Below are 22,578 nucleotides of genomic sequence, written 5' to 3'. Positions count from 1 at the left end.
TTAAATTAAATCAAATTCCGATTAAAAAACCGTTAATCAGACTCGGTGGTTAAAACTGAGATATTGCAGTATTCTCAATCAGCAGTTCAAGGGTACGCTAGCAACAACGGCCCACAATATAGAATTTTCCCGTAATTCCTGATGAATAAATATCTTAACAGTCTTTGCTTAACTGGCCTGCTGTTCATCCTGCCTGTTTGTCATGCGACAATTGCCCACGCTCAACTTCCCGAAACTTCGGATACTAATGCCAAGCAAACAAATCTCCTTAAAGATGAACTGTAGTTTGGCTTAACAAAACCGGGAGGCGAGACAATTTCTCAATCAGAATGGCAGGAGTTAGTCAAGGCAGTTATTACCCCTCATTTTCGGGAATGGCTAACCGTATTAGACGGCTCCGGGCACTTTCTAAACAGCTCGGGAATTCGGATTTGAGAAAACTCTAAAAGAGTTATTTTAATTTATGAAAGTAGTCATGAAAAAAATCAAGTTATTCATAAAGATATCGTAACTTACAAGCGCACTTTCCTGCAATAGTCAGTGCTGCGGGCTACCAGCGAAGTTAAGGTTTCTTTCTGATGCGGTCATCGAATCAGCGTATTTATGATATTATTCGTGGTAATCAAGGTCATATCCTCAAAGATAAGTAGGGTGCAGGTGCAAGAAAAATCATAATTTGTGGGTATCGATCGCAGATTGCAAAAAATCGCTAGAAAAACCTGCCCAGGAGAAAACAAAAACATGATAAACGATGGCAACCAAAAAGCTGAAGCGCCTGAAACCGAAGATGCACAAAATTTGTCCGCCATGGCGAAAGCTTTTCTTGTTAACGTGGCTTGGTCTTACGCAGAGTCATTGGAGCGCATGAAACGAGCTCGAAATCCACAGGAACCCGCGCCGGAATCTCCGAAAGAACAAGTCGAACCTGATCCTGAAAAAAATTAATGAAAGACTATTAATGCGAGCGATTTGCCCAACTATCTGGGGGTGCGATCGAACGCAATAGTCAATTAGCTGTTTTGAGTGAAGAACAATCTACTCAGAACAGCGAACTGTTCAGCTTAAGCCGAGTTTGTATTGGATTTTACAATAAACAAAAACTGAAAGCCCCGTGACGCTTCAACAAGCTCAGGAAAAGCTTTAGTCGGGGGATGACAACTGCGTTGCAGGTTGGAACCGCAACCTATATCTATCCATCAAAGAGATTTAAACTAAACAAAGTACGGTTTTACCGCTACAGTGTACAAAACAAATAACCAATTTTTAGATCGGTCTCATGTCTAATTCAAAAATGATTGGTAAAGCGATCGCAGGTAGCCTTTGCTTGGGCATCCTCATTAGCTTCAACGCCTCACTCGGCCCAGCATCCGCAGCAACACCAACAATTGCCCAAGAAACAGCAGCCCCGGCCGCTAGCAGCCTCGACCAGCAACTCCTAGGCCAATGGCAAGGCACAGTCCCCTCCGGTCAGTCTTTCACCTTCGTCTTTGCCCCAGAAGGCAAATTGTTTCTCATGGCTAAAGGCCCCGACGGAGCCGCCCGCGCCAAAGAAATGAGGTACAAAGTTAATCTCGGTGAAAAGCCGATGCACATTGATGTCGGCCTCAGCAGCACAGAAACCGTTGAGACTGTTTTTGAGTTGACTCCCGAAGGTCAAATGCGCCTTCAGTTGCAAGGCACTAATCCCGGACAGGCCAGACCTAATTCCTTAAACGAGCAGGCAACCGTGTTTAAAAAGGTTTCCGAGGCCACTGCACTGCCTGCTGACACTCAAGTCATCGGTTTTTAAGGAAAATTGCAGGCAGAAGGCACTCCAGTAGTTCTGAGTTTTGAGTTTTAAGTTATAAACAATTTAAAATTCAAAACTCACCCACAGCGAAGCGTTGCGAGGAATGTTAGCTTTGGCCATCTGTTATGCAAAGCAACCTTAAAATCTTCCCCGTGCCTTCTGCCTTCAACAGGCCCTGCTACAATCCACTTAATCTCCATTTAACTGCCATAGACTTCCATGAGTGAAACCGTCCTAGAAGTTCGCAACCTGCGGGTTCAATTTCAATCTGCGGACGCAGGCGATGCGTCTGCAACCGTCAAAGCGGTTGACGGCATTTCCTTTGAGGTCAAGCGAGGGCAAACTCTGGGCATCGTGGGAGAGTCGGGGTCTGGAAAATCGGTAACATCCCTGGCTGTTATGGGTTTGCTGTCGAGTTCGTCAACGAAAATCGATGGCGAAATTTGGTTTTCTCCGAGAAAAGACGGCGTTAGCAATGGGCCTGTGAATCTGCTGGAAATGCCGGACAGGGAAAAACAAACATACCGGGGCAGCCAGATTGCGACAATTTTTCAAGAGCCGATGAGTTCGCTAAATCCCGTTTATACGATCGGATTTCAACTCACAGAAGCCATTTGTTTGCACCAACAGGTGTCGCAGACAGAAGCGCGACGCCAAGCTGCTTCTCTGCTGCAAGAGGTGAAGCTGCTACCGGGCGACGATGAGATCAGGCAGCGGTGTTTGGCTTTGCGGCAAGAGCATTCCCGGGCTGCTGCGGGGAATCAAGCAGGTATGGAGGACGATCGCGATTTGATGCAGCTCGTCAACGGCCAAAAACAAGCTATGCTCGATCGCTATCCCCACGAACTTTCAGGCGGTCAAATCCAGCGCGTGATGATTGCAATGGCCATTTCTTGCAATCCAACTTTATTAATTGCTGATGAACCTACCACGGCTTTGGACGTAACCGTGCAGGCAACAATCTTAGCTTTGCTGCGGGAGTTGCGGGACTCTAGGGGCATGGCAATGATTTTTATTACCCATGATTTGGGCGTCATTGCTGAAATTGGCGATACGGTGGCGGTGATGTACCGAGGTAAGATTGTTGAGTGCGGTGCGATCGAACAAATTTTCAGCAATCCCCAACATCCTTACACAAAAGGTTTATTAGCTTGCCGCCCAACTCTCGATCGGCAAAGGCGTCGCTTGCCGACAGTTTCCGATTTTATGGATGTCACCACAAATGCTAGCGGCGAATTAGTAATTGTCGAGAAAAATGCCGATTTAGACGGCGACAACAGCGGGGGAAATCCCGCTTTTGCAACAGGAAAACCGCCTCGGCTGCCGCATATTTCCGAGCCTTTGCTAGCTGTTAATAACTTGCGCGTCGGTTTTCCAGTTCAGGGGATGTTTGGCGAAACTAAACGCTTTTTTATGGCGGTCAACGATATTTCTTTTGAGGTTTACCCGGGCGAGACTTTGGGTTTGGTGGGCGAGTCGGGCTGCGGCAAATCTACTTTGGCGAGAGCTTTGCTGCAATTAATTCCGACAGCCAGCGGTAAAGTGTTTTTTGAAGGTCAAGAAATTACGCCTCCTACGAGAAGTAGCTCGGCATCGCAGTGGATGGCTAATTATCGGATGAAAAAAGACTACGATCGCAAATTGCGGTGGCTGCGGCGCGATATGCAAATTATTTTTCAAGACCCTTTTAGTTCTCTCGATCCGCGCCTAAATGTTGGGGATGCGGTGATGGAACCGATGGTGATTCACCGCTTTGGTAAGAACCAGAAAGAACAGCGCGATCGGGCTGCTTATTTGTTGGATAGAGTGGGTTTAAATCCCGATTTTATGCGGCGCTACCCTCACGAGTTTTCGGGCGGACAGCGGCAGAGAATTTGTATTGCTAGAGCTTTGGCTTTGAATCCTAAGTTTATTATTTGCGACGAGTCGGTTTCGGCATTAGATGTGTCGGTTCAGGCGCAAGTTTTAAATTTGCTGAAGGAGTTGCAGACAGAGTTTGGGCTGACTTATATTTTTATTTCTCACGATTTGAGCGTGGTCAAGTTTATGAGCGATCGCGCGATCGTCATGAACAAAGGTAAAATCGAGGAAATTGGCACTGCTGAGCGCATTTACCGCCAACCGCAGCAAGCTTACACGCGGCAACTCATAGCTTCTATTCCTGCGGGGAATTTGGAGCGAATTCGCCAACAGCAACTAGGTCGCCAAGCTGCTTGGCCCCCATCGCCTGCGGATGAATCAGAACAAAATTGATATCTAGTGTTTTTAACTCGCATCAAGTACCAATTGCCTGTTACCAATTACCAATTACTAATTAGCCATTACGTGCGGACATCTCGTGCAAGGAAAAACTGCTACGAAGATTTTTTTCCTTTTATCGTCACAAATCAGCAGTTTATATTTATTTTAACTTCATAAGTTATGCTCAAATTCAACCTGTTTGAACTTGACTAATATTCCGGGCTGTTTAACCCACAGCCAGTGATATCCACGCAGTATTTTCGTACATCCAACGCGGTCATTCCTGGACGCAAAAAGTGGTATAACACACTACTATAACGCGGTAAGGAGCTTCATGTGCAGCGTACATAATTAGGTTCTGCGTTCAGGACTACCTAAATTAGGCTAAATGTCCAATGACTAACAACAATAAGTAGCGTAGTATTATAGATAAACTCTCTCTATGAGCCGGAAAAAGTAGAAAATGCCCACCCCAGCTAAAAAGAGATTGCTCCCTAATTCCGTAAATACACTTAATTATCTGGTAGGGTTGCGTAGATTTACGCAAAGTTTAAAAGGCTAGATTTCGCAAGCTAGGAAAGTTTTACAATATTTAAACATCTTTATTCTTGTAATTTTGGCTCATCAAAAGTAAAACGGGATCAAGAGTAAAAAAATGAAATCTTCTGTTCGTATCGAAGAATCAAAAAGCACTAAATTCTCGAACTTAATGCAAGTGTTGTGGACAAAAATTACGGCAGCAGTCACCAGAATAGAAAAGGCAGAAGGCAGCAAGGAGTATGAAAAAAAAATTAGCGTAGCGACGATCGCCCCTGGCAGTTTATTCTCAATTTTGATAATTGTACTGCTGGTGTTAAATGGGTGGCTCGTAGCTGGCAGCGGCGATAATTTCTATGCCCGCCAAGTCGCCCTGGGATTTTTGGTAATAGCAAATATTGTGTTTTTGGCGGTATCGGGGCGCTCAAAAGCTTCTGCTGTCGCAGCCCAAAACGATCGCCCATCCAGCGAACCCAACGGGGGCGATCGCTTTTTCAACCTCTCGCTAGATCTGCTGTGCGTCCTTAGCTTTGACGGTTATATAACACTCATCAACCCAGCAGCAGAAAAAATCCTCGGCTATTCCCCAGGAGATATGATTGGCCAACTCTTCATTGAATTCGTGCATCCAGACGATCGCGAAACTACTTTAAAAGAAGCTGAAAGTTTTGCTGCGGGGAATAATACCGTTGGGTTTGAAAACCGCTGGCGCTGTCGAAACGGCTCTTACAAGTGGATAGCCTGGACTGCTACCCGTTTTTGCGAGGAAGAATTGATCTATGGTGTCGGCCGCGACATTTCCGCTCAAGAACAAGCAGAAGCAGCGCTGCAAGAGAGTCAGCGTTTTGTTGAGCGAATTGCCAATACCAGTCCGAATCTTCTCTTTGTTTACGATGAAAGCGAGCAGCGAAATGTCTACAGCAACCGCGAAATCAGTGACATCCTCGGCTATACGAGCGCAGAAGTTGAAAACATGGGCAGCAATCTGCTGCCCACCATCATCCACCCTGACGACTTAGCTAAATTTCCCGGCTATTTTAAGCAATTAGAAAATGCTCCCGACGGCGAAGTTATTGAGTACGAATATCGGGTACGCGACAAACATAATTGTTGGCACTGGTTAGTCAGCCGGAATATTGTATTTAGCAGAACAAAGGAGGGAAAAATTCAGCAGCGTCTCGGTGCTGCTACGGACATTACAGAGCGCAAAATAGCAGAACAAGCTTTAGCAGAACAATTGAAACTTTCTTTATTCACAGCAGATGTGGGAATTGTTCTAACTCAAAACCAGGGTTTGCGTACAACTTTGCAATATTGCGCCGATGCAGTTGTGCGCCATTTGGATGTTGCCTTTGCTCGGATTTGGACATTGAATGAAAACGGAAGTGTATTGCAACTGCAAGCAAGCGCGGGGATATATACTCATATTGACGGCGCTCACAGCCGCATTGCTGTCGGCGAGTTCAAGATTGGTTTAATCGCCCTGGAGCGACAACCTCACATCACTAATTCTGTAAAAGAAGATCCCCGAATCCAGGACAAAAAATGGGCCTCACGAGAAGGAATGGTGGCTTTTGCTGGATATCCGCTAATTGTTGACAATCAGTTGCTGGGAGTAATAGCAATGTTTGCTCGCCAGGAGTTGAACGAATCAATGCTGATTGCTTTGGCGTCAAGTGCCGATACGATCGCCCTGGGAATTAAGCGCAAACAAACAGAAGAAGCTCTCGCCAGACAACAGCAAACTTTGAGGGCAATTATTGACAACGCTCCGATCTGGGTATGGCTGACAAATGCTAGCGGGCGGATGTTATTAATTAACAAAACTTTCTGCGAAGATGTGGCTATACCTGAATCAAGATTTTTAGCAGCATCTCACTATTCCGAAGTTTTGGGATTAGAAGCATCTGCTACGTGCATGGAATCTGACACGCAAGCGTGGAGCCAAGATATTCCCTGTTATACTGAAGAAGTGATGCAGCTTGCTGATGGTAAAGAATATTATTTGGAGACAATTAAAACTAAGGTCAAAGATGATTTTGGAAACGCTATCGGCTTAATAGGTTTGGGTTTGGACGTTACAAAACAAAAAGAATCTCAAAGACAGTTGCAAAAGTCGGAAGCAAGATTCCGGAAATTAGCGGAGCAGGAAGCGCTACTGAACCAGCTAGCTAGCAATATCCGCGAATCTCTAGATTTAGATACTATTTTGGCAACAACTGTGCAGCAGATTCGCGACTTGCTGCAAGTCGATCGCTGTGTGTTTATCTGGTATTTGCCCGACGCTTCGCCACCTGCTTGGGATGTCGTCCACGAATCTAAAAATGATGATTTGTTCTCGCTTTTGGGTTATTACCCTGCTGACATAACGGGTACGCTGCCGCAAAAAATCGCTAAGTTGGAAGTTTATCAAATAGATGATGTTGCAACTTTCAGCAATCCAGTAGAAAGGGAATTCTTTTTGCAGGTGGGTTACAAGTCTGTCTTGGATTTGCCGATTAAAAGTGCCGGAGGTTTAACTGGTGTTGTTAGCTGCGTTTCTTGCAGGGAGGTTCGTAAGTGGACAAAAGAGGAAGTGGAGTTAATGGAGGCAATTGGCGATCAATTGGCGATCGCCATCAGTCAATCCGAACTCTACACTCAAAGCGTCGATTCAGCCCGGATAGCGCAAGAACAAGCTGCCAAACTCGAAGTAACTCTGTGCGAACTCCAGCAAGCTCAAACTCAGCTCGTGCAGGCAGAAAAAATGTCGAGTCTCGGTCAGATGGTAGCAGGAATTGCCCACGAAATCAATAACCCGGTCAGCTTTATCTTCGGCAATCTTACCTACACAGAAGAATACGCCAGAAACCTGATGAAACTGCTGCAAATGTATCGAGATGAATACCCGGAACCTTCTCCAGCGATTCAGGAGGAAATAGAAGTTTTAGAGCTGGATTTTGTGCTAGACGACTTGCCGAAAATGCTGTCTTCTATGCAGGTGGGAGCTACTCGCATCCGGAATATCGTGCGGAGTTTGCGAAATTTCTCTCGCCTCGATGAATCTGACATGAAAAAGGTTAACATTCACGAAGGCATCGACAGCACATTGATGATTTTAGAACACCGTCTGAAAGTTCAGCCCGTTAATGTAGCGGCTACGGAGTACCATCGCCCAGCAATTCAAATCGTTAAAGAATACGGAAAATTGCCACTGGTGGAGTGCTACGCCGGACTATTGAATCAGGTGTTTATGAATATTATTGCTAACGCTATTGACGTGTTACAAGAACCGCTCGAAAATCCGGGAATTATCCGCATTAGTACAGAGGTAGAAGGTACTCTCGCTGTGATTAAAATTGCTGATAACGGTGCAGGTATTACCGATCAAGTCAAGCAACGGATATTTGACCCCTTCTATACTACCAAACGGGTCGGTTCAGGAACGGGGATGGGTTTAGCGATTTCCCATTCAATTATTGTAGAAAAACATAAAGGTGAAATTAAGTGTTTCTCGGTGGTGGGGAAAGGCACTGAATTTATAATCGAGATTCCGATTAAAAGGACAGACAAGTAAATTTATTTTTCGACGAAAATACTAAGGTGCATCAGTTGGAAAAACCATATTTTTTTGTACTAACCTTAAGAATGACGCACCCGACAGGCTACAAACAGAGAAAAGTTATTTTTCCATAAATTTGTCTGGTGCGTATTGCCAGCCCTCCAACTAAAATTGATATGATATTAAAAATCTAACATCTCAAATCTCAAATCTCAAATGGCATTACCTCCCGGCAGTTTCGGTTTACCCCTAATTGGCGATACCCTCAACTTTTTGCAAGATGCCCAATTCGCCAAAAAACGCCAGCAGCAGTACGGAAATATTTTCAAAACCCGCATTTTCGGACAGCCTACCGTGTTTATGTGTGGCCAAGAGGCTAATTTGTTTGTTTTAAGCAATGACAACCAATATTTTGCTGTGACTTGGCCTCCCAGCACCAAAGCGCTTTTAGGGCCGCTTTCTTTGTCGCTCCAAACGGGTGCTAACCACCAAAATCGCCGCAAGTTGCTGTACCAAGCATTTCAGCCGCGAGCTTTAGCCGGCTACATCGGCGGGATGGAAAATATCACTCAGTGCTATTTGGAAAAATGGGCCAAAATGGAAACGCTGACTTGGTATCCCGAACTGAGAAATTATACTTTTGATGTGGCGGGTAAGTTGTTAGTAGGGATTGATAATGGTTCGGAAACCGCGCTAGGACATTATTTTGAAACGTGGTGCAATGGTTTATTTTCGATTCCTTTAGATGTGCCTTGGAGTCTGTTTGGCAAGGCGAAAAAGTGCCGAAAGCTGCTGTTGGCAGAACTTGAAAAGATTATTCTCAATCGCCAGCAAGGAACCCCTAGTGGCAAGGATGCTTTGAGTTTGCTGATTTCGGCTCGCGATGACGAGGGAAATAGTTTGAGTTTGGATGAGTTAAAAGATCAAGTGCTGTTGCTGCTGTTTGCGGGACACGAAACTTTAACTTCGGCGATCGCCTCTTTTTGTCTTCTCCTAGCTCAACATCCCGATGTGATGGCAAAAGTGCGGGCCGAACAGCAGCAGTTCCCCGCAACTGAACCGCTAACCTTGGAACAACTCAAACAAATGACTTATTTAGAACAGGTGCTGCGAGAAGTGCTGCGGTTGGTTCCACCGGTGGGAGGCGGCTTTCGGCAGGTAATTAATGCTTGCGAGTTCGGCGGCTACGAAATTCCCAAGGGTTGGATGGTACTTTATCAAATCAATCAGACGCATCAGGATAGTGCAGTTTATCCCGAACCCGATCGATTCGACCCCGATCGATTTAACTCGGATCGATCGGCTAAACCTTTCAGCTACGTGCCATTTGGTGGAGGTTTGCGAGAATGTTTGGGCAAAGAATTTGCCCGGTTAGAGATGAAGTTGTTTGCGGCAAAGATTGTTCGGGAGTTTGAATGGGAGCTTTTACCTGATCAAGATTTGGATTTAATCAGAGTACCGACTCCGCATCCCCGCGACGGTTTGCGAGTGAAATTTCGTCGAACAACTATGAAATAAGTAGAAGCTTCAGTTTTACACCCTCCTTATTTTCCTCTTCTTCTTGAGAACAGGCTTTCCGGCCTGTTCCACAAGAGATGAATTTTATTGTGGGGGGTAGGGGTTGGGCTTCTAGCCCGCCCTGAAAGCCTGATTGATAATGGTGCAAGATCTCAGTCTCAATCAACATCCAATTGCATCGGCCCCAAATACTTAGTTAAATAAGGAGAAAAAACCTCATAAATCAGCGTCAGTGGCTTGCCGTGATGCCAAAACAAATAGTGTCGCCCCCAAAAAGGCCCCGACTGTTCAAAAGCTGACTCCAAAGCCACGGAATCACCGCAATAAATGCCCTGCACATCGCGATACAATTCTGTCCGCAGCCTCGCTAAACTAGCCCAAATTGGCAAAGATTTATTTTGTAAATATTCATCTACGTGGCTCGCTTCCCACCAAGAAGTAGCATAGGCCAGGCGCTGTCCCGAAGCTGTCCGCAGCCACACTTGGCGGCGCAGGCGCGGCCCCGGAACGGCGACAATTTGCTGGGGCGCGCCGTCTGCGTCTTCACCCACTAAAGACATATCGATGACATCAACTTCTGTGGGTTCCCCTGTCAGCAGTTGCAGGTGACGGGTGGGAGAACCGTCACCCAGGAGCAGTATTTGCCACGCCGGTGCGAGCTTGGCGTGGGGCAAACCCTTCTGTACTGCGTCTTCGGCTCCTTCCCACAGGGGGTTGAGAGCGTGCCAGGTGCGGCTGTTTTTGGGTGTGAATGTTGCAGTCAAGGGTCTTTACAAAACTTAATTTTTTGTTTATTATAACGCTTCTTCAATTATCCACTCAAAAATTAAAAATTGATCGACCGAGGACGATCGCCCGTAGGAGCTCCGGTTAAATAGTTATAATACTTCTGTTCGGGATTTTTATTCTTTCTTCTTCCTCTTTCCTTCTTCCTTCTTCCTTCCACTATATGTTACGAATAACAGAAATAAAACTCCCCCTAGATCATCCTCAAGATGCGATCGCCAGCGCCATTCTCAAAAAGCTGCAAATTCCCCCCGAAGAATTGCTCGGCTATTCCATCTTCAAGCGCAGCTACGATGCTCGTAAAAAAGCAGAAATTCTCCTTGTCTATATTGTGGATGTAGAAACGACACAGGAAAAGCAACTTCTTCAACGCTTCAAAAAAGATCCTCATGTAATGGTGACACCAGACACGAGTTATCGCTATGTAGCCAAAGCCCCCAGCAATTTGACGATTCGCCCCATTGTGATTGGTACAGGGCCGTGCGGTATGTTTGCAGGTCTAATGCTGGCACAAATGGGGTTTCGCCCCATCCTTTTAGAACGCGGAAAAGCAGTGCGCGATCGCACGGTTGACACGTTTGGATTTTGGAAGAAAAAAGCAGAATTCAATCCAGAATCTAACGCCCAGTTTGGCGAAGGTGGTGCGGGTACTTTTTCCGATGGCAAGCTCTACAGCCAAGTTAAAGATCCTCAACATTATGGACGGAAGGTGTTGACGGAACTTGTGAATGCAGGAGCTTCACCGGAAATTTTATATATTAATAAACCGCATATTGGCACCTTCAAACTGGTGGGAATTGTCCAAAGCCTACGCGCCCAAATAGAAGCATTAGGTGGAGAAATTCGGTTTCAAAGTCGTGTGGAAGATATCCAGATCGAAAATGGAAAAGTGCAGGGACTTACCCTCGCCAGCGGAGAATATATTGCTAGTAATTATATAGTTCTGGCGGTGGGACACAGCGCCCGCGATACTTTTGAAATGTTGTTTTCGCGCGGGGTTTACATCGAGGCTAAACCTTTTTCTATTGGTTTTCGGGTGGAACATCCGCAGACTATCATCGATCGCTGTCGTTTTGGCGATCGCGCGGGCCATAAGCTTTTGGGTGCCGCCGATTACAAACTGGTTCACCATTGCCAAAACAATCGTTCTGTGTATAGTTTCTGTATGTGTCCCGGTGGTTTGGTAGTGGCGGCTGCGTCAGAACCGGGGCGACTTGTTACTAATGGGATGAGTCAATATTCTCGCAATGAACGCAATGCTAACAGCGGGATTGTGGTGGGTATCACGCCGGAGGATTATCCCGGTCATCCCTTAGCAGGAATTGAGTTTCAGCGTCGTCTAGAAGAACGGGCATTTGAGCTAGGAGGTGGCACTTACAACGCCCCTGGGCAGCTTGTGGGTGATTTTTTGGCGAATCGCCCTTCCACGGCACTAGGCGCTGTGCAGCCGTCTTATACGCCGGGAGTTGTGATGACTGATTTGAGCGAAAGTTTGCCAGATTATGCGATCGCAGCCATCCGCGAAGCACTTCCGGCTTTTGATAAACAGATTAAAGGATTTGCGATGGATGATGCGGTTTTGACTGGGGTGGAAACGCGCACTTCTTCACCAATTCGGATTAAACGCAAGGAAGATTATCAGAGTTTGAATACAGAAGGCCTTTATCCTGCTGGGGAAGGTGCAGGATATGCGGGTGGAATCCTGTCGGCGGGGATTGATGGGATTAAGGTGGCGGAGGCGGTTGCTTTGAGTATTTTGCGATCTTCAAACCACAAAATTTGAGGCTGGATCAACCAACTGCAAATTCGGTGTATTGTCGGACATGAGGTGCGTGATAGGCTAGCACAATTTCCTGGGATGGGACGCCTCGTGCTACTAACTGATCGGCGATCGCTTCTTCAGTCCCGTCATGCTGCACCCAAATTTTCCCATCTTTAATATCTACATGAATCACACAGCCATAAATCCGAGTGCTACCGTTTTTCCAACCCACATTTACAAGTTGATAGCGATCGCTTACCCGATCGAAAATCGTCTCGCTGGAAACTGGATCGTTAGGCGATCGTCGCTGGGATCGTTCAGTTAGCAACTCCTGAATATATTGACGATACAAACTTACTTTATCCATTGAGAAATCTCCTCTTTTTCTGTATCGTAAACTAAAAGCGGAATTTGATTGCGTTCAATCACCCTTTGAATAAATGAGTAGTTGAAAAATCTAGTGTAAACATCTAAGGGAACTGCCAAGTAGAGAGTTCTCTCTGGATCGTCATATTCTAATGCAATCCGATAGTTAATAAATTGTCCCACTGCGGTATGAAATTCTGAAATCGTCGATGGTGCCAAAAACGTTTTGATTTCAACCGCAATTTTTTCATTATCCTTTGTAGCTGCTAATAACGGTTCTGCACCCAGATCGATATAAAAATCAACAAATCCCAGATCGATATGATAAGGATCATGAGTAATTGTCCAATCCTGATTTTGGAGGGCAATCTTGACGAGTTCATGAAACTTATCTTTAGCTGGCATATTTAAACAGCAGCTAAACGCGATCGAATTTCCGTATCGGTATACTCCGGCGTCCAGCCTTCTTTGGTGATAAAATAGCGCACCGCTTTAATTTTCCGGGCTGCTGTCAAATAAAACCAGTGTTCTGTATTCGCCGGCACGTTGATAAATTCTTCCGGCTGCACAGTGAGTTCGACTTGGCTGCCGTCGGGCCGCACAAAGCCGAAAATGCCCTCGCCTGCTACGATATAGCGGACTTCATCATCGACGTGGATGTGGCACTTGTTGAATTTGGACAACATGGTGTCGATGTTGGGGATGTCTGGATGCAGTACGATTAAGTCGCGATCCTGATAGCCTGCACTTTCGGACAACTGTTGAAAGTAGCCGTCGAGGGCTTGTAACACTTGCTCTTTTTGATTGTCGTCAAGAGCATCTTTAGCTAACAAATTTTGAATTTCAGGGCTGTCACCCACGGGCCAGCGGTTGAGTTGAATGTTTAAGGAAGCGAGTTCTCGGGTAATGTCGCTTTGTTGAGTGTAGGTTGTACCGTTTTCGAGTTGCAGGATAGCCATTTTTGCACGTTCCAATTTTTGGGTGAGGGGATACACAGGCACTTTGAAAGATGTTTGTCGATCGCGCCTGTACCAGAATCACAATTTTAACGCTAATTTGAACAGGCTTTCCGCCCTATTCCACAACAGTTGAATATTTGTCGCGATAATATTATAAGTTAGGCGCCAGCTAGCACCAGCAGCGATCGGCAATCCTGATATCTTGAATGTAACTTTTGCAACAACTATGCCTACTTATACGGGAATTTCTAGCGAAGCATTTCAGCATCCCCTCGATCGCCAAGCTGAGGAAGCGTTACGCAGCGTGCCTGGATTTGACTTAATTGCCAGCAAATTTGTAGAATTTGTCTACGAACGACCGCAATTCGTTTACCTAATGGGAAATAGCATTCAAGTCGGGCCACGCCAATATGCCAGCATTTATCATATATTTCGGGAGTGCGTGCAGGCTTTAGATGTTTTTCCAGAACCGGGTTTGTTTGTTTCTCAGAATCCCTCAGTTAACAGCTATGCCCTGGGAAAAAACCAACCTTATGTAGTATTAAACACTGGTCTTTTAGACTTGTTGGACGAGGCGGAACTGCGGGTAGTCTTGGCTCACGAGTTGGGACACATTAAATGCGGTCATCCAACTTTAAATCAAATGGCGATGTGGGCGATGAGCGTCGCATCGACAATTGGCGAGATGACTTTCGGGCTGGGAAATATGGTCGGTAGCGGTTTAATTTTCGCTTTTTACGAGTGGCGGCGCAAGGCTGAATTGTCGGCAGACCGGGCGGCTTTGTTGGTAACGGATGACTTGAACAGTGTGATGAAGACGATGATGCAACTGGCGGGAGTTAGCAGTAAATATGCTGACCAATGCAGTTTGCAAGAATTTATCCGCCAGTCTGACAACTATCAAGAGCTCGATCGAGACAATCTCAACCAAGTGTATAAATTTTTACTTTACAACGGTGGTCAGGGCGTGATGCTGAGTCACCCTTTCCCGGTGGAACGCCTGCGGTATTTGCGAGACTGGGCCAGTTCCGAGGAATACCGCCAAATTAAGCTAGGGAACTACAAGCGGGCTGTAGCTGAGGGTGCGGTTGATGTGAAGTCGCAAACGCCTAACAGTGAGACGGAGGCTTTGCGCCGTCAGATTGAAGAGTTGCAGCGGGAGATCGATCGGCAAAAATCAAAGCGAAACTAAGTTTAAATTCCTCGTTTCCAGGCTCCTCGTCCCCACGCTTTGCCTGGGAACCAGCTAAACCAGCTAAAACCAGCTAAATGTTTTGTTGAAGATTTACCGGATTTGAGGGAGGGGGAAACGTAAAAGGAAGGTAAACCAGTGAGAGACTTACTCGCAACTGGCCTCCAATCTAAAAACTGTCCCCTCCTTTCGGAAATCGGTTTCTGAAGAGGTGTAGTTTAAATCAAGAGAAGCTTATAAATCAACGGGGCTAAAAAAAAATGAATATTGATAACGCAATGAATACTAACAAGTCAACTTCTAATTTTTTCGGCAATGTGGGAAAAGTCGCGATGGCTCTGACTCTTCTAGCCGCCGGCATGGCATTTACGAATCCTGCGAGAGATCAATACCTAACTTATGCTTCCGGCGTACTCGAAAACGAGTTGGAAAGCACTGTGTGCAAAGATTCTCGCGTGCCGAAAGCTTTGGGCGGCATTACAGATACTTTGATCGGCAGTTGCAAGAATTTGCTGACTTCGCAGCGGGGCACGATCGAAAGCTTGCTAGACAATACAACGCAGCGTCAAAATTATGGTGTTGTCAGTATTTACACAACTGAATTAGGGAAAAAAAGCTATCAAACGGTTGGAGCTTTTGGGAATTTTGTGACCTTGCCACCTAGTTCAGAAAATGTTCAAAATTAGAGTCAAACTAAGTTCAATTGTTGAAACCGGGTTTTGTAGAAAGCCCGGTTTTTGCTTAGGTAATTCTCTATGAGTAAATCTCAATAAATTCGGAGAGCGGCAGCACATATTTTTAATGAGACCCGCTATTAGAGACAAAATATTAAGTTTTCTTAAAGAACAAAAGTAATTGTCTCACTTAATATTAACATGAACGCTATAAAGTTTGATGTTTAACAAATAAGCAGATGGTAATGCAATTAAGTAAGGGTGAGAGATTTAATATATCTAAAGAAGCGCCCGGTTTGAAAAAAATGGCGATCGCCCTCGGTTGGCAGGTGACAGAGGCAGGACAAAGCTACGAGATAGATGTCTCTGCCTTTATGCTAGGTGCTGACGGCAAAATACCTAACGATAAATATTTTATCTTTTACAATAATCTGCAATCCGGTGACAGTTCGGTACTGCAATTGATTCGGGATAAAAGCAACCGAAGTCAAGAGAATAAAACGATTTACGGCGTTATCTTAAAAAGACTTAATCCTGAAATTGAGGAAATAACTTTTGTTGTCACTATTCACGAAGCAGAAAAGATTAATGCAAATTTTAGCCATATAAAAAATGCTTTTATCAAGATTTACAATTTGGATACAGAAAACGAACTTGTTCGCTATGAATTAAAAGAGAATTTTTCGCGAGAGACTGCTGTAGAATTTGGTCGTTTGTATAGAAAGAATGGAGAGTGGAGATTTCAGGCGGTAGGAGCAGGATATCAGGCAGGATTGCAGAGTTTTGTTGACAAGTATTGCAGCTAAAATCGTAATAATATTGCTCCCATTACTCACGACTTGGCAGCGGGAACTGCCGATTATTTGCAGTTTCCGGCTGGGGAGTTGGAGGTGAAGCAAGAACCGGAAGCGGAACAGTCTCGTCTGGAGATTTTAGTAAATTTGTTACCTTGTTACCTAGTCCTGAAAATGCTCCAAACCAATGTCAAATTAAGTTCAATTGTAGAAACCGCTTGGGAATCAAGCCCGGTTTTCACTTAGGTAATTCTCTGTAAGTAAATCTCAATAAATTCAGATACAGGCAGCAGATATTTTTAATCAAGCCCGCGATTAGAGAAACTCTGTTAAATTTCATTAATTAAATAACTTATTGTGCCACTTAACATTAAGATTAGGAGTATAAAATTTTATGTTTAACAAATAAGCAGATGGCAATGCAATTAAGTAAGGGTGAGAGATTTAATATATCTAAAGAAGCGCCCGGTTTAAAAAAAATGGCGATCGCCCTCGGTTGGCAGGTGACAGAGGCAGGACAAAGCTACGAGATTGATGTCTCTGCTTTTATGCTAGGTGCTGACGGCAAACTACCTAACGATAAATATTTTATCTTTTACAATAATCTGCAATCCTGTGACGGTTCGGTACTGCAATCGATTCCTGACAAAAACAACCGAGGTCAGGAGAATAAGACTATTTACGGAGTTATTTTAGAGAAAATCAATCCTGAAATTGAGGAAATAACTTTTGCGGTCACTATTCACGAAGCAGATAAAATCAATGCCAATTTTAGCAATATCAAAAATGCTTTTATCAAAATTACCAATTTGGATACGGGAAGCGAACTGGTTCGCTATGAATTAAAAGAAAATTTTTCGCGAGAGACTGCTGTAGAATTTGGTCGTTTGTATAAAAAGAATGGAGAGTGGAGATTTCAGGCCGTAGGAGAAGGATATCAGGCAGGATTGCAGAGTTTGGTTGACAAGTATTACAGCGGAAATAGCCATAATATTGCTTCCATTAGTAGGGAGTTGACAGCGGGAACAGCAGCAGATGATTTGCAGTTGCCGGCTTGGGATTTGGAGGTGGATTCAGAACCGGAATCGCAACAATCTCGTCAGACTCGAAGGGTACAGCAATCACGAATTAACAATCAAGTTAATAATTCGCGAAGTCGCAAAATACCCGCAGCTTTATTAGCAGGTTTAGGGGTTTTGGTGTTGGGGACAGGTGTAGGGACGATCGCCTTTATGCGATCGGGAAATGAAACGCTGAAGCAAGCTAAAATACTGGCAGTTGAAACGCAGAATGCAGGGAAAGCCACCGATGTAAATCTGCTCAGAAGTTTCGATCGACGACTTAAAGAAACGATCGCCAATTTAGAGAAAATTCCTAACTTCCCCGGCTTTGGGTATCAGCAAGCTAGAGCAGATTTGCTGCAACTGCGCCCGAGTTTGGTTCCAGTAGCGCAAAATTTACAGGCGGCAGAAAGTCTAGCAACGGCTCAAAAATTGGCGATGGAAGCTGCTGTGGTTGTGCAAAAACCGCCTCATCCGATCGAAGTTTGGCAGCAGTCGCAAAGTAAATGGCAACAGGCGATCGCACTTTTAGAAGCGATCGATTCACGTACACCTGTTTATAATCTAGCTCAAAATAAGTTATCTAATTACCGAGCCAATCACGCTGTGATCAGTCAAAGAGTTGCGATCGCTCAAAAAGCTGCAAATTTCAGCAACCAAGGTTCTTTAAAAGTTCAAAAGGGAGATGTTCCGGGGGCGATAGCCAATTTTACTCAAGCTTTAGCGCTGAATCCGAACATACCTCAAGCTTACCTCGGATTGGGAATTGCTACTGGCCAACAGGGAAACAAGCAGCAGGCAATTTACAATTACGATCGAGCGCTGCAATTTAATCCTAACTTGGCAGAAGCTTATTTCGGTCGCGGTCAAGCATACTATGAATTGGGAAACAAGCAAAAGGCGATCGGGGATTACGAACAAGCTATTCGCATTAATCCTAATTATGGTTTGGCTTATTTGGAACGAGGTGCTATTCGCTGTATGTTGGGAACTAAATCGCAAGCTGTATCAGATTTTCAGCAAGCTGGAGAACTTTTCTCAAAGCAGGGAGACGGCAAGAATTACCAATTAGCACAAAGCTTTATTAATGATTGTCAAGAACCGATTGCAGAGGCGGCAATCTGCGATTATCGAAGGAAAATAGATTCCTTCGGCAGACCCTGCGGTCGCTCTGTTAATGTTCCGATTATAATTAGAAGAAAATCCGCGACTGCTACCTCAAACTCTGAGTCTACTGCTGTTAAAAGTAATAGCAGCGTTGAAAAAATCTCGCCTGCAAATTCTGATAGCAGCGGCACAAGAAGTCGAAGCAGGAGAAGAAGTAAAAGGTAAACGGCTGTTGCATTAGTTAAGAGATGACAAAATCTCCTGGTAAGCATCGATGGTTTGCTGGGCGATCGCATCCCAGTTATAATGCTTTCTTGCATACTCTTTGCCATTCAATCCCCGGCGTTGACGTTCCTGTGGATTCAGAAGTGCTGATTTGATTGAATTGGCGATCGCCTCTACTTCCAAAGGTTCTACCCAACCAGCTTCTGCTTGCTGTATGTCTTCCGCAATATGTATGCGATCGGAAATTACGACAGGTACACCGGCGGCCATCGCTTCTGCTACAGCAATGCCAAAGTTTTCGTAATAAGAAGGTAATACAAATAAGTCGGCTTTTTTCAATAGTTCAACTTTTAAATCACCACTCACAAAACCAGTTATTGTTGTGTATTTTACTAAGCTTGAATTATTAATTTGTACTTTAATTTGTGTTTCATAATCAGCATCTTGGGGATTTGAACCAGCTAAAATAAAGTGAAACTCTATGCCCGATCCTAAAATACTTTCTAATGCTGGAATTAGCAAATAAAGCCCTTTCTTAGGTGCAATTCTCGACATAAATAAGATGATTGGCACTTGAGATTCTCGCAATCTCTTAGGAAACAAACCTGCTGTCACCCCCAATGGAATCACCAAATCCCGTGGTACAGGCACCTTGTCTGTGCTGCCCAAACCAAATCTTTCTGAGATTTTAGCCTCTTCTTTACTTGTGAAATGAATTGCGGCGGCCCCTGCTAAATTAGGGCGTTCTAAAACTGCTGCATAAATCTGTTTCAAGCGCTTTTTTTTCTGCAAGTCGGCGGGGTCAAGCATACCGCAGGGACGGATAATGTACGGCAAATGATGATATCTTGCAATTGTAGCCGCCAGGGTAGTTACTGGCGAAAAAAGAGCGTGAATGTGAGCCAGGTCAAACTGTCGCGCATTTTCATTTAACCACTGCAATAAACTCAGAGAAAACTTATATCTGCGCCAGGGAGAACAGCGGAAATAAATAATTTGATAACCGCTTTGTTTTATTGGTTGATTTAGAGGAACATCTAAGGAAAGTTGACCGATATCTCCGTTAGAATCTGTGGTGATAATGGTGACATCAATGTTTTTTGCTGCGAGGGCCACAGAAAGTCCGAGTACCATTTGACTCGGCCCGCCGTAGACGAGGGAAATTGAGGGGATAATTTGGAGAATTCGCATGGGGGATAGTTATTTAAATCCACATACCAACATCTCCCATTACAAATTTAATTATCTGCAAAAGGCTTCCCATCTAGCTGTTCAGCTTCCTCTCTCTTTGTTGCTGTAATTTGAGTCTTGTGAGCCATTGTCTTGGAAAATTCATACATTTCACTGGCTTTTGCTTCCGCAGCTTTCACAATTTCAAGGATTTCCAGGAGTAGGCTTTCATCCGGTAATTTTTTCATGGCAATGCTTCTAATCTCTCAACTACTTTGTTTATCATAGTTCTAGATTCTGGAGCTATATGTAGCAAAGCTGCTAAATAATCTCCGGCTTTTTGAACATCTTCATCCGGCACACCAGCCATCAACACATTGCCCACAATGTGCTCTGCTTGTAAGCGAGTACCTGCTACGTTGAATTGAAAATTGGTTATGGAAGAAAAGTATTGCATCAGTATTTCATTCTGAGGAAAAAGAGACATTGCTCTTCTAAGTGCAAAAAGTCCCTGGGTTGCTTGGCGCTCGCTATCGTCTAGTACCTGGTAGAGTTCGTTAATCAAAGAGCGTATGTCGGGAGGAATAGACATTTACCACAGTTTTTATTTAACACTTGCATTATAGCTAAAAGTTACAACAATTCTTTGTAGAAGTCCAATAACTGCTCAGCTAAAGCTTTATTTGTATAATTGCTCATCGCTCTATGATAACCCCGATCGCCCAAATCGGCCGCCAACTCCTGCCGCTCCATCAATTTCTGCAAACACTCTCGCAAAACCCCAGCATTTCCTTCTGGGAATAATAAGCCCGCATCGCCGATGACGTGGGGAATTTCCCCGCAGTCGGAACCAATAACCGGAATGTGACAGGCCATCGCTTCAATTAAAACGTGACCGAATTGTTCTTTCCAGCCCACCGTGGTCAAAGTTTTGAATTTATAGCTGGTTTGCGAGGGCAATACCAAACAGTTCATTAAGTTAATGTAGGGGGGAATTTCTTCGTGGGAAACGCTTTCTACCCAGATTATTCGGTCGCTGATTCCCCATTCAATACATTTTTCGGCGAGGTGCCTCCGCAATTTTCCTTGTCCTACTAACAACCACTTCCAAGAGCTTTTTTTCAACCCTGCCAAGGCTTCAGCTAAAGTCAACAATCCTTTTTCTTCGACAAATCGCCCTACAAATCCTACTACAAAATCGGTCGGTTCAATACCGAACCTGCGCGATAAATCAGCGTCTTTACCAGTGCGGCAAAACAAAGCTTCATCTACTCCGAGTTGTGGCATTACTTTTACCGCACCTTGATAGCCCCGCTGCCGCAAAATTTTAGCTCCATCTAGGTTGCCTGCAATAATTCCGTCAGTGCGCTGAAGATTGTAATTTTCTAAGACTGAAACCGGCCAATTCAATTGATAAGGCAGATTCCACCAAGTAAATAATATATTTTTTGCTTGCAGTTTTAGCAGTTTATTTAGTAAAATTAACTGAGCGCAAGCGAGAGACTTTGCGCCTTGTTCAACTTGAATTATCTGCGGTTTAATTTCTTGCAGAAGTTGAATTAAATCTGTACCAAAAGTTAGCAAGCCTTGATTATTTTGACTAAAGTTGGAGACTGGGACTACTTTAAATGAGTCTTTTTGATAAAATTGCGTTTCTATAATTTTATTTTGTACGCCTCCGGGTTTCCAACGCTGCGGCACTACAACTGTTACTTCAATATCGGGTTCTAGGTTAGCTAATATCTTGAATTTTTCCCGATTAATGTCCACAATATAGGTGTGACTAGCCACGAGAATTCTCATTTATTGGGAAGGGCGAATGGGGAATAGGTAATTATTGATCGTTAATCTTGTCTTGATGGCTATAACTTTGTCCATCATTCCACAGAGATTGAATTACTGTATTTATAGCACTGAGAAAACCCAGGATATAAAAAGCAAATCTAGTTATAATTTTAATGGGCGAGGCGCTTTTATAACAAGGTGGATTTCCCAAAACGTGGCAGTCAAAAAGTTTGGCGAAAAATCGCAGGCATTGAAAGGCTGTTAAATTTTTCAATCCCATGAGGAAATGGTTGTGATAAAATGTGACTTGATATTCGATCGATCGCGTGCTGACATCGTGACAGCCCCCGCTCTCTTCCCCCAAGTGAACTAAACACGCATTGGGATCGTACCAAATTTTCATGCCAGTCGATCGCAATCTCAAACAAAAATCCGACTCCTCCCGCACCGCACTCCCTGCAAACCGCTCGTCAAACCTCAGCCCGCACTCGGCAAAAACCTGCCGGCGAAATGACATATTACAGCCTCTAGCCGAGAGTACCTGCTGCGGTTTTACTGTATGCACCAAATCGATAAAATACCAGGCAATGCTCGCATCCATCGCTTCTGAGGGCAAATATTCGATCGCCAAATCGCCTCCAGAATTATCCAGTTTCATTCTGTCAAAAACCCTGCCCGCCACACATCCCACATCTGGTTTTTCTAAATAATTGCCAGCGTGAGCCGCCAAAAAACCATCGGGCAATTGTACATCATCATCAATAAATAAAATAATCTCTCCAACTGCGCGCCGCACTGCATAATTTCGAGCAGCCGGCAAACTCGCCCAATCTACTCTAAACCAGCGAATTTTGCCAGCATTTGCCAATTCCTCTAAATAAACTTGAGTTTCTGATTCGTGGGTGCGAGTTTGATCGATTACCAGCACTTCAAAATTCGGGTAATTTTGCCCAATCGCATCAGCCAATGTCTCTCGCAGAGGTTGCTCGCGGTTGTAGGTGGGTATCACAACAGAAATCATCATCACACAATTGAGTGAAAATAAAGTTAAGGGTAGGCAGGATGCCTGCC

The 22,578-nt window shown here is 44.5% G+C and carries 21 protein-coding genes and 1 pseudogene; 13 read left to right on the top strand and 9 right to left on the bottom strand.

Annotated elements, in window-relative coordinates:
• Window positions 1–141: 141 nt before the first annotated feature.
• The 7 genes and pseudogenes from QUA36_RS14100 (at window position 142) to QUA36_RS14070 (ending at window position 9,626) form a co-directional block, all read left to right on the top strand.
• Complete coding sequence (locus tag QUA36_RS14100; RefSeq protein WP_333458111.1) at window positions 142–285, top strand: hypothetical protein; 144 nt, start codon at window positions 142–144, stop codon at window positions 283–285.
• Window positions 286–297: 12 nt separating this feature from the next.
• Window positions 298–435 (top strand): annotated as a pseudogene (locus QUA36_RS14095) (DUF3574 domain-containing protein); the annotation flags it as partial.
• A gap of 243 nt (window positions 436–678) precedes the next feature.
• Window positions 679–945: a hypothetical protein gene (locus tag QUA36_RS14090; protein ID WP_333458109.1), complete on the top strand. Its 267-nt coding sequence runs from the start codon at window positions 679–681 to the stop codon at window positions 943–945.
• A 331-nt stretch (window positions 946–1,276) separates the two neighbouring features.
• Window positions 1,277–1,789: a hypothetical protein gene (locus tag QUA36_RS14085; RefSeq protein WP_333229961.1), complete on the top strand. Its 513-nt coding sequence runs from the start codon at window positions 1,277–1,279 to the stop codon at window positions 1,787–1,789.
• 219 nt (window positions 1,790–2,008) lie between these two features.
• Complete coding sequence (locus QUA36_RS14080; protein WP_333458107.1) at window positions 2,009–4,042, top strand: ABC transporter ATP-binding protein; 2,034 nt, start codon at window positions 2,009–2,011, stop codon at window positions 4,040–4,042.
• A gap of 643 nt (window positions 4,043–4,685) precedes the next feature.
• Window positions 4,686–8,123: a PAS domain S-box protein gene (locus QUA36_RS14075; RefSeq protein ID WP_333458105.1), complete on the top strand. Its 3,438-nt coding sequence runs from the start codon at window positions 4,686–4,688 to the stop codon at window positions 8,121–8,123.
• A gap of 201 nt (window positions 8,124–8,324) precedes the next feature.
• On the top strand, window positions 8,325–9,626 hold the full coding sequence (locus QUA36_RS14070) for a cytochrome P450 (protein ID WP_333458103.1): 1,302 nt from the start codon (window positions 8,325–8,327) through the stop codon (window positions 9,624–9,626).
• Window positions 9,627–9,784: 158 nt separating this feature from the next.
• Here QUA36_RS14070 and QUA36_RS14065 read toward each other — a convergent pair whose 3' ends face one another.
• Window positions 9,785–10,390, bottom strand: a complete 606-nt coding sequence (locus QUA36_RS14065) for a chorismate lyase (RefSeq protein ID WP_333458102.1) — start codon at window positions 10,388–10,390, stop codon at window positions 9,785–9,787.
• A 185-nt stretch (window positions 10,391–10,575) separates the two neighbouring features.
• Between QUA36_RS14065 and QUA36_RS14060 the strand changes: the two genes are divergently transcribed.
• Entirely contained in the window at window positions 10,576–12,195 is a 1,620-nt protein-coding gene (locus tag QUA36_RS14060) for an NAD(P)/FAD-dependent oxidoreductase (RefSeq protein WP_333458101.1), read from the top strand.
• A gap of 7 nt (window positions 12,196–12,202) precedes the next feature.
• Here QUA36_RS14060 and QUA36_RS14055 read toward each other — a convergent pair whose 3' ends face one another.
• Genes QUA36_RS14055 through QUA36_RS14045 form a run of 3 tightly spaced genes read right to left on the bottom strand, consistent with a single transcriptional unit; the run spans window position 12,203 to window position 13,499 of the window.
• Entirely contained in the window at window positions 12,203–12,541 is a 339-nt protein-coding gene (locus QUA36_RS14055) for a XisI protein (protein ID WP_333458099.1), read from the bottom strand.
• Window positions 12,529–12,945, bottom strand: a complete 417-nt coding sequence (locus QUA36_RS14050; RefSeq protein WP_333458097.1) for a XisH family protein — start codon at window positions 12,943–12,945, stop codon at window positions 12,529–12,531. The genes QUA36_RS14055 and QUA36_RS14050 overlap by 13 nt, the downstream gene beginning before the upstream one ends.
• Window positions 12,946–12,947: 2 nt before the next feature.
• Window positions 12,948–13,499 carry an acireductone dioxygenase gene (locus QUA36_RS14045; RefSeq protein ID WP_333166191.1) on the bottom strand — a complete coding sequence of 184 codons (552 nt, stop codon included), beginning with the start codon at window positions 13,497–13,499 and terminating at the stop codon, window positions 12,948–12,950.
• 226 nt (window positions 13,500–13,725) lie between these two features.
• Between QUA36_RS14045 and QUA36_RS14040 the strand changes: the two genes are divergently transcribed.
• The 5 genes from QUA36_RS14040 to QUA36_RS14020 all read left to right on the top strand — a co-directional run bounded on the left by QUA36_RS14040 (window position 13,726) and on the right by QUA36_RS14020 (window position 18,552).
• Window positions 13,726–14,691: a M48 family metallopeptidase gene (locus QUA36_RS14040; protein ID WP_333365655.1), complete on the top strand. Its 966-nt coding sequence runs from the start codon at window positions 13,726–13,728 to the stop codon at window positions 14,689–14,691.
• 260 nt (window positions 14,692–14,951) lie between these two features.
• Window positions 14,952–15,377 carry a DUF4359 domain-containing protein gene (locus tag QUA36_RS14035; protein WP_333365652.1) on the top strand — a complete coding sequence of 142 codons (426 nt, stop codon included), beginning with the start codon at window positions 14,952–14,954 and terminating at the stop codon, window positions 15,375–15,377.
• A 227-nt stretch (window positions 15,378–15,604) separates the two neighbouring features.
• The gene (locus QUA36_RS14030; RefSeq protein WP_445299880.1) at window positions 15,605–16,171 is read left to right on the top strand and encodes a TerD family protein; all 567 of its coding nucleotides are present in this window, start codon (window positions 15,605–15,607) and stop codon (window positions 16,169–16,171) included.
• Window positions 16,172–16,204: 33 nt separating this feature from the next.
• Window positions 16,205–16,405: a hypothetical protein gene (locus tag QUA36_RS14025; RefSeq protein ID WP_333365646.1), complete on the top strand. Its 201-nt coding sequence runs from the start codon at window positions 16,205–16,207 to the stop codon at window positions 16,403–16,405.
• Between the two features lie 173 nt (window positions 16,406–16,578).
• A complete protein-coding gene (locus QUA36_RS14020) occupies window positions 16,579–18,552 on the top strand; it encodes a TerD family protein (protein ID WP_333365643.1) in 1,974 nt (657 codons plus the stop codon).
• Between the two features lie 12 nt (window positions 18,553–18,564).
• Here QUA36_RS14020 and hpsP read toward each other — a convergent pair whose 3' ends face one another.
• From hpsP to hpsN, 5 genes are read right to left on the bottom strand one after another with little or no spacing between them, the layout of a single operon-like run.
• On the bottom strand, window positions 18,565–19,743 hold the full coding sequence (gene hpsP / locus QUA36_RS14015) for a hormogonium polysaccharide biosynthesis glycosyltransferase HpsP (protein WP_333458094.1): 1,179 nt from the start codon (window positions 19,741–19,743) through the stop codon (window positions 18,565–18,567).
• A gap of 47 nt (window positions 19,744–19,790) precedes the next feature.
• Entirely contained in the window at window positions 19,791–19,970 is a 180-nt protein-coding gene (locus tag QUA36_RS14010) for a hypothetical protein (RefSeq protein ID WP_333458092.1), read from the bottom strand.
• Complete coding sequence (locus tag QUA36_RS14005) at window positions 19,967–20,314, bottom strand: hypothetical protein (protein WP_333458090.1); 348 nt, start codon at window positions 20,312–20,314, stop codon at window positions 19,967–19,969. Before QUA36_RS14005 ends, QUA36_RS14010 begins: the two co-directional genes overlap by 4 nt.
• Before the next feature lie 41 nt (window positions 20,315–20,355).
• Window positions 20,356–21,525 carry a hormogonium polysaccharide biosynthesis glycosyltransferase HpsO gene (hpsO, locus tag QUA36_RS14000; protein WP_333458088.1) on the bottom strand — a complete coding sequence of 390 codons (1,170 nt, stop codon included), beginning with the start codon at window positions 21,523–21,525 and terminating at the stop codon, window positions 20,356–20,358.
• A gap of 31 nt (window positions 21,526–21,556) precedes the next feature.
• Window positions 21,557–22,531, bottom strand: coding sequence for a hormogonium polysaccharide biosynthesis glycosyltransferase HpsN (hpsN, locus tag QUA36_RS13995; protein WP_333458086.1), 975 nt, complete (start codon window positions 22,529–22,531; stop codon window positions 21,557–21,559).
• Window positions 22,532–22,578: the final 47 nt, after the last annotated feature.

It is taken from the genome of Microcoleus sp. Pol10D4 (assembly GCF_036701555.1).
Classification (GTDB): domain Bacteria; phylum Cyanobacteriota; class Cyanobacteriia; order Cyanobacteriales; family Microcoleaceae; genus Microcoleus.
The sequence above is the reverse complement of the archived record's forward strand: the minus strand, read 5'-3'. Positions and strand labels throughout refer to the sequence as shown.

Bases quoted from the DNA above. Each gene is read 5' to 3' on its own strand.
- QUA36_RS14005 (WP_333458090.1), bottom strand. From the start codon at position 20,314: ATGTCTATTCCTCCCGACATACGCTCTTTGATTAACGAACTCTACCAG.
- QUA36_RS14075 (WP_333458105.1), top strand. From the start codon at position 4,686: ATGAAATCTTCTGTTCGTATCGAAGAATCAAAAAGCACTAAATTCTCG.
- hpsO (WP_333458088.1), bottom strand. From the start codon at position 21,525: ATGAGAATTCTCGTGGCTAGTCACACCTATATTGTGGACATTAATCGG.
- QUA36_RS14050 (WP_333458097.1), bottom strand. From the start codon at position 12,945: ATGCCAGCTAAAGATAAGTTTCATGAACTCGTCAAGATTGCCCTCCAA.
- QUA36_RS14060 (WP_333458101.1), top strand. From the start codon at position 10,576: ATGTTACGAATAACAGAAATAAAACTCCCCCTAGATCATCCTCAAGAT.
- QUA36_RS14035 (WP_333365652.1), top strand. From the start codon at position 14,952: ATGAATATTGATAACGCAATGAATACTAACAAGTCAACTTCTAATTTT.
- QUA36_RS14040 (WP_333365655.1), top strand. From the start codon at position 13,726: ATGCCTACTTATACGGGAATTTCTAGCGAAGCATTTCAGCATCCCCTC.
- hpsN (WP_333458086.1), bottom strand. From the start codon at position 22,531: ATGATGATTTCTGTTGTGATACCCACCTACAACCGCGAGCAACCTCTG.
- QUA36_RS14070 (WP_333458103.1), top strand. From the start codon at position 8,325: ATGGCATTACCTCCCGGCAGTTTCGGTTTACCCCTAATTGGCGATACC.
- QUA36_RS14010 (WP_333458092.1), bottom strand. From the start codon at position 19,970: ATGAAAAAATTACCGGATGAAAGCCTACTCCTGGAAATCCTTGAAATT.
- QUA36_RS14080 (WP_333458107.1), top strand. From the start codon at position 2,009: ATGAGTGAAACCGTCCTAGAAGTTCGCAACCTGCGGGTTCAATTTCAA.
- QUA36_RS14030 (WP_445299880.1), top strand. From the start codon at position 15,605: ATGGTAATGCAATTAAGTAAGGGTGAGAGATTTAATATATCTAAAGAA.
- QUA36_RS14055 (WP_333458099.1), bottom strand. From the start codon at position 12,541: ATGGATAAAGTAAGTTTGTATCGTCAATATATTCAGGAGTTGCTAACT.
- hpsP (WP_333458094.1), bottom strand. From the start codon at position 19,743: ATGCGAATTCTCCAAATTATCCCCTCAATTTCCCTCGTCTACGGCGGG.
- QUA36_RS14100 (WP_333458111.1), top strand. From the start codon at position 142: ATGAATAAATATCTTAACAGTCTTTGCTTAACTGGCCTGCTGTTCATC.
- QUA36_RS14085 (WP_333229961.1), top strand. From the start codon at position 1,277: ATGTCTAATTCAAAAATGATTGGTAAAGCGATCGCAGGTAGCCTTTGC.
- QUA36_RS14020 (WP_333365643.1), top strand. From the start codon at position 16,579: ATGCAATTAAGTAAGGGTGAGAGATTTAATATATCTAAAGAAGCGCCC.
- QUA36_RS14045 (WP_333166191.1), bottom strand. From the start codon at position 13,499: ATGGCTATCCTGCAACTCGAAAACGGTACAACCTACACTCAACAAAGC.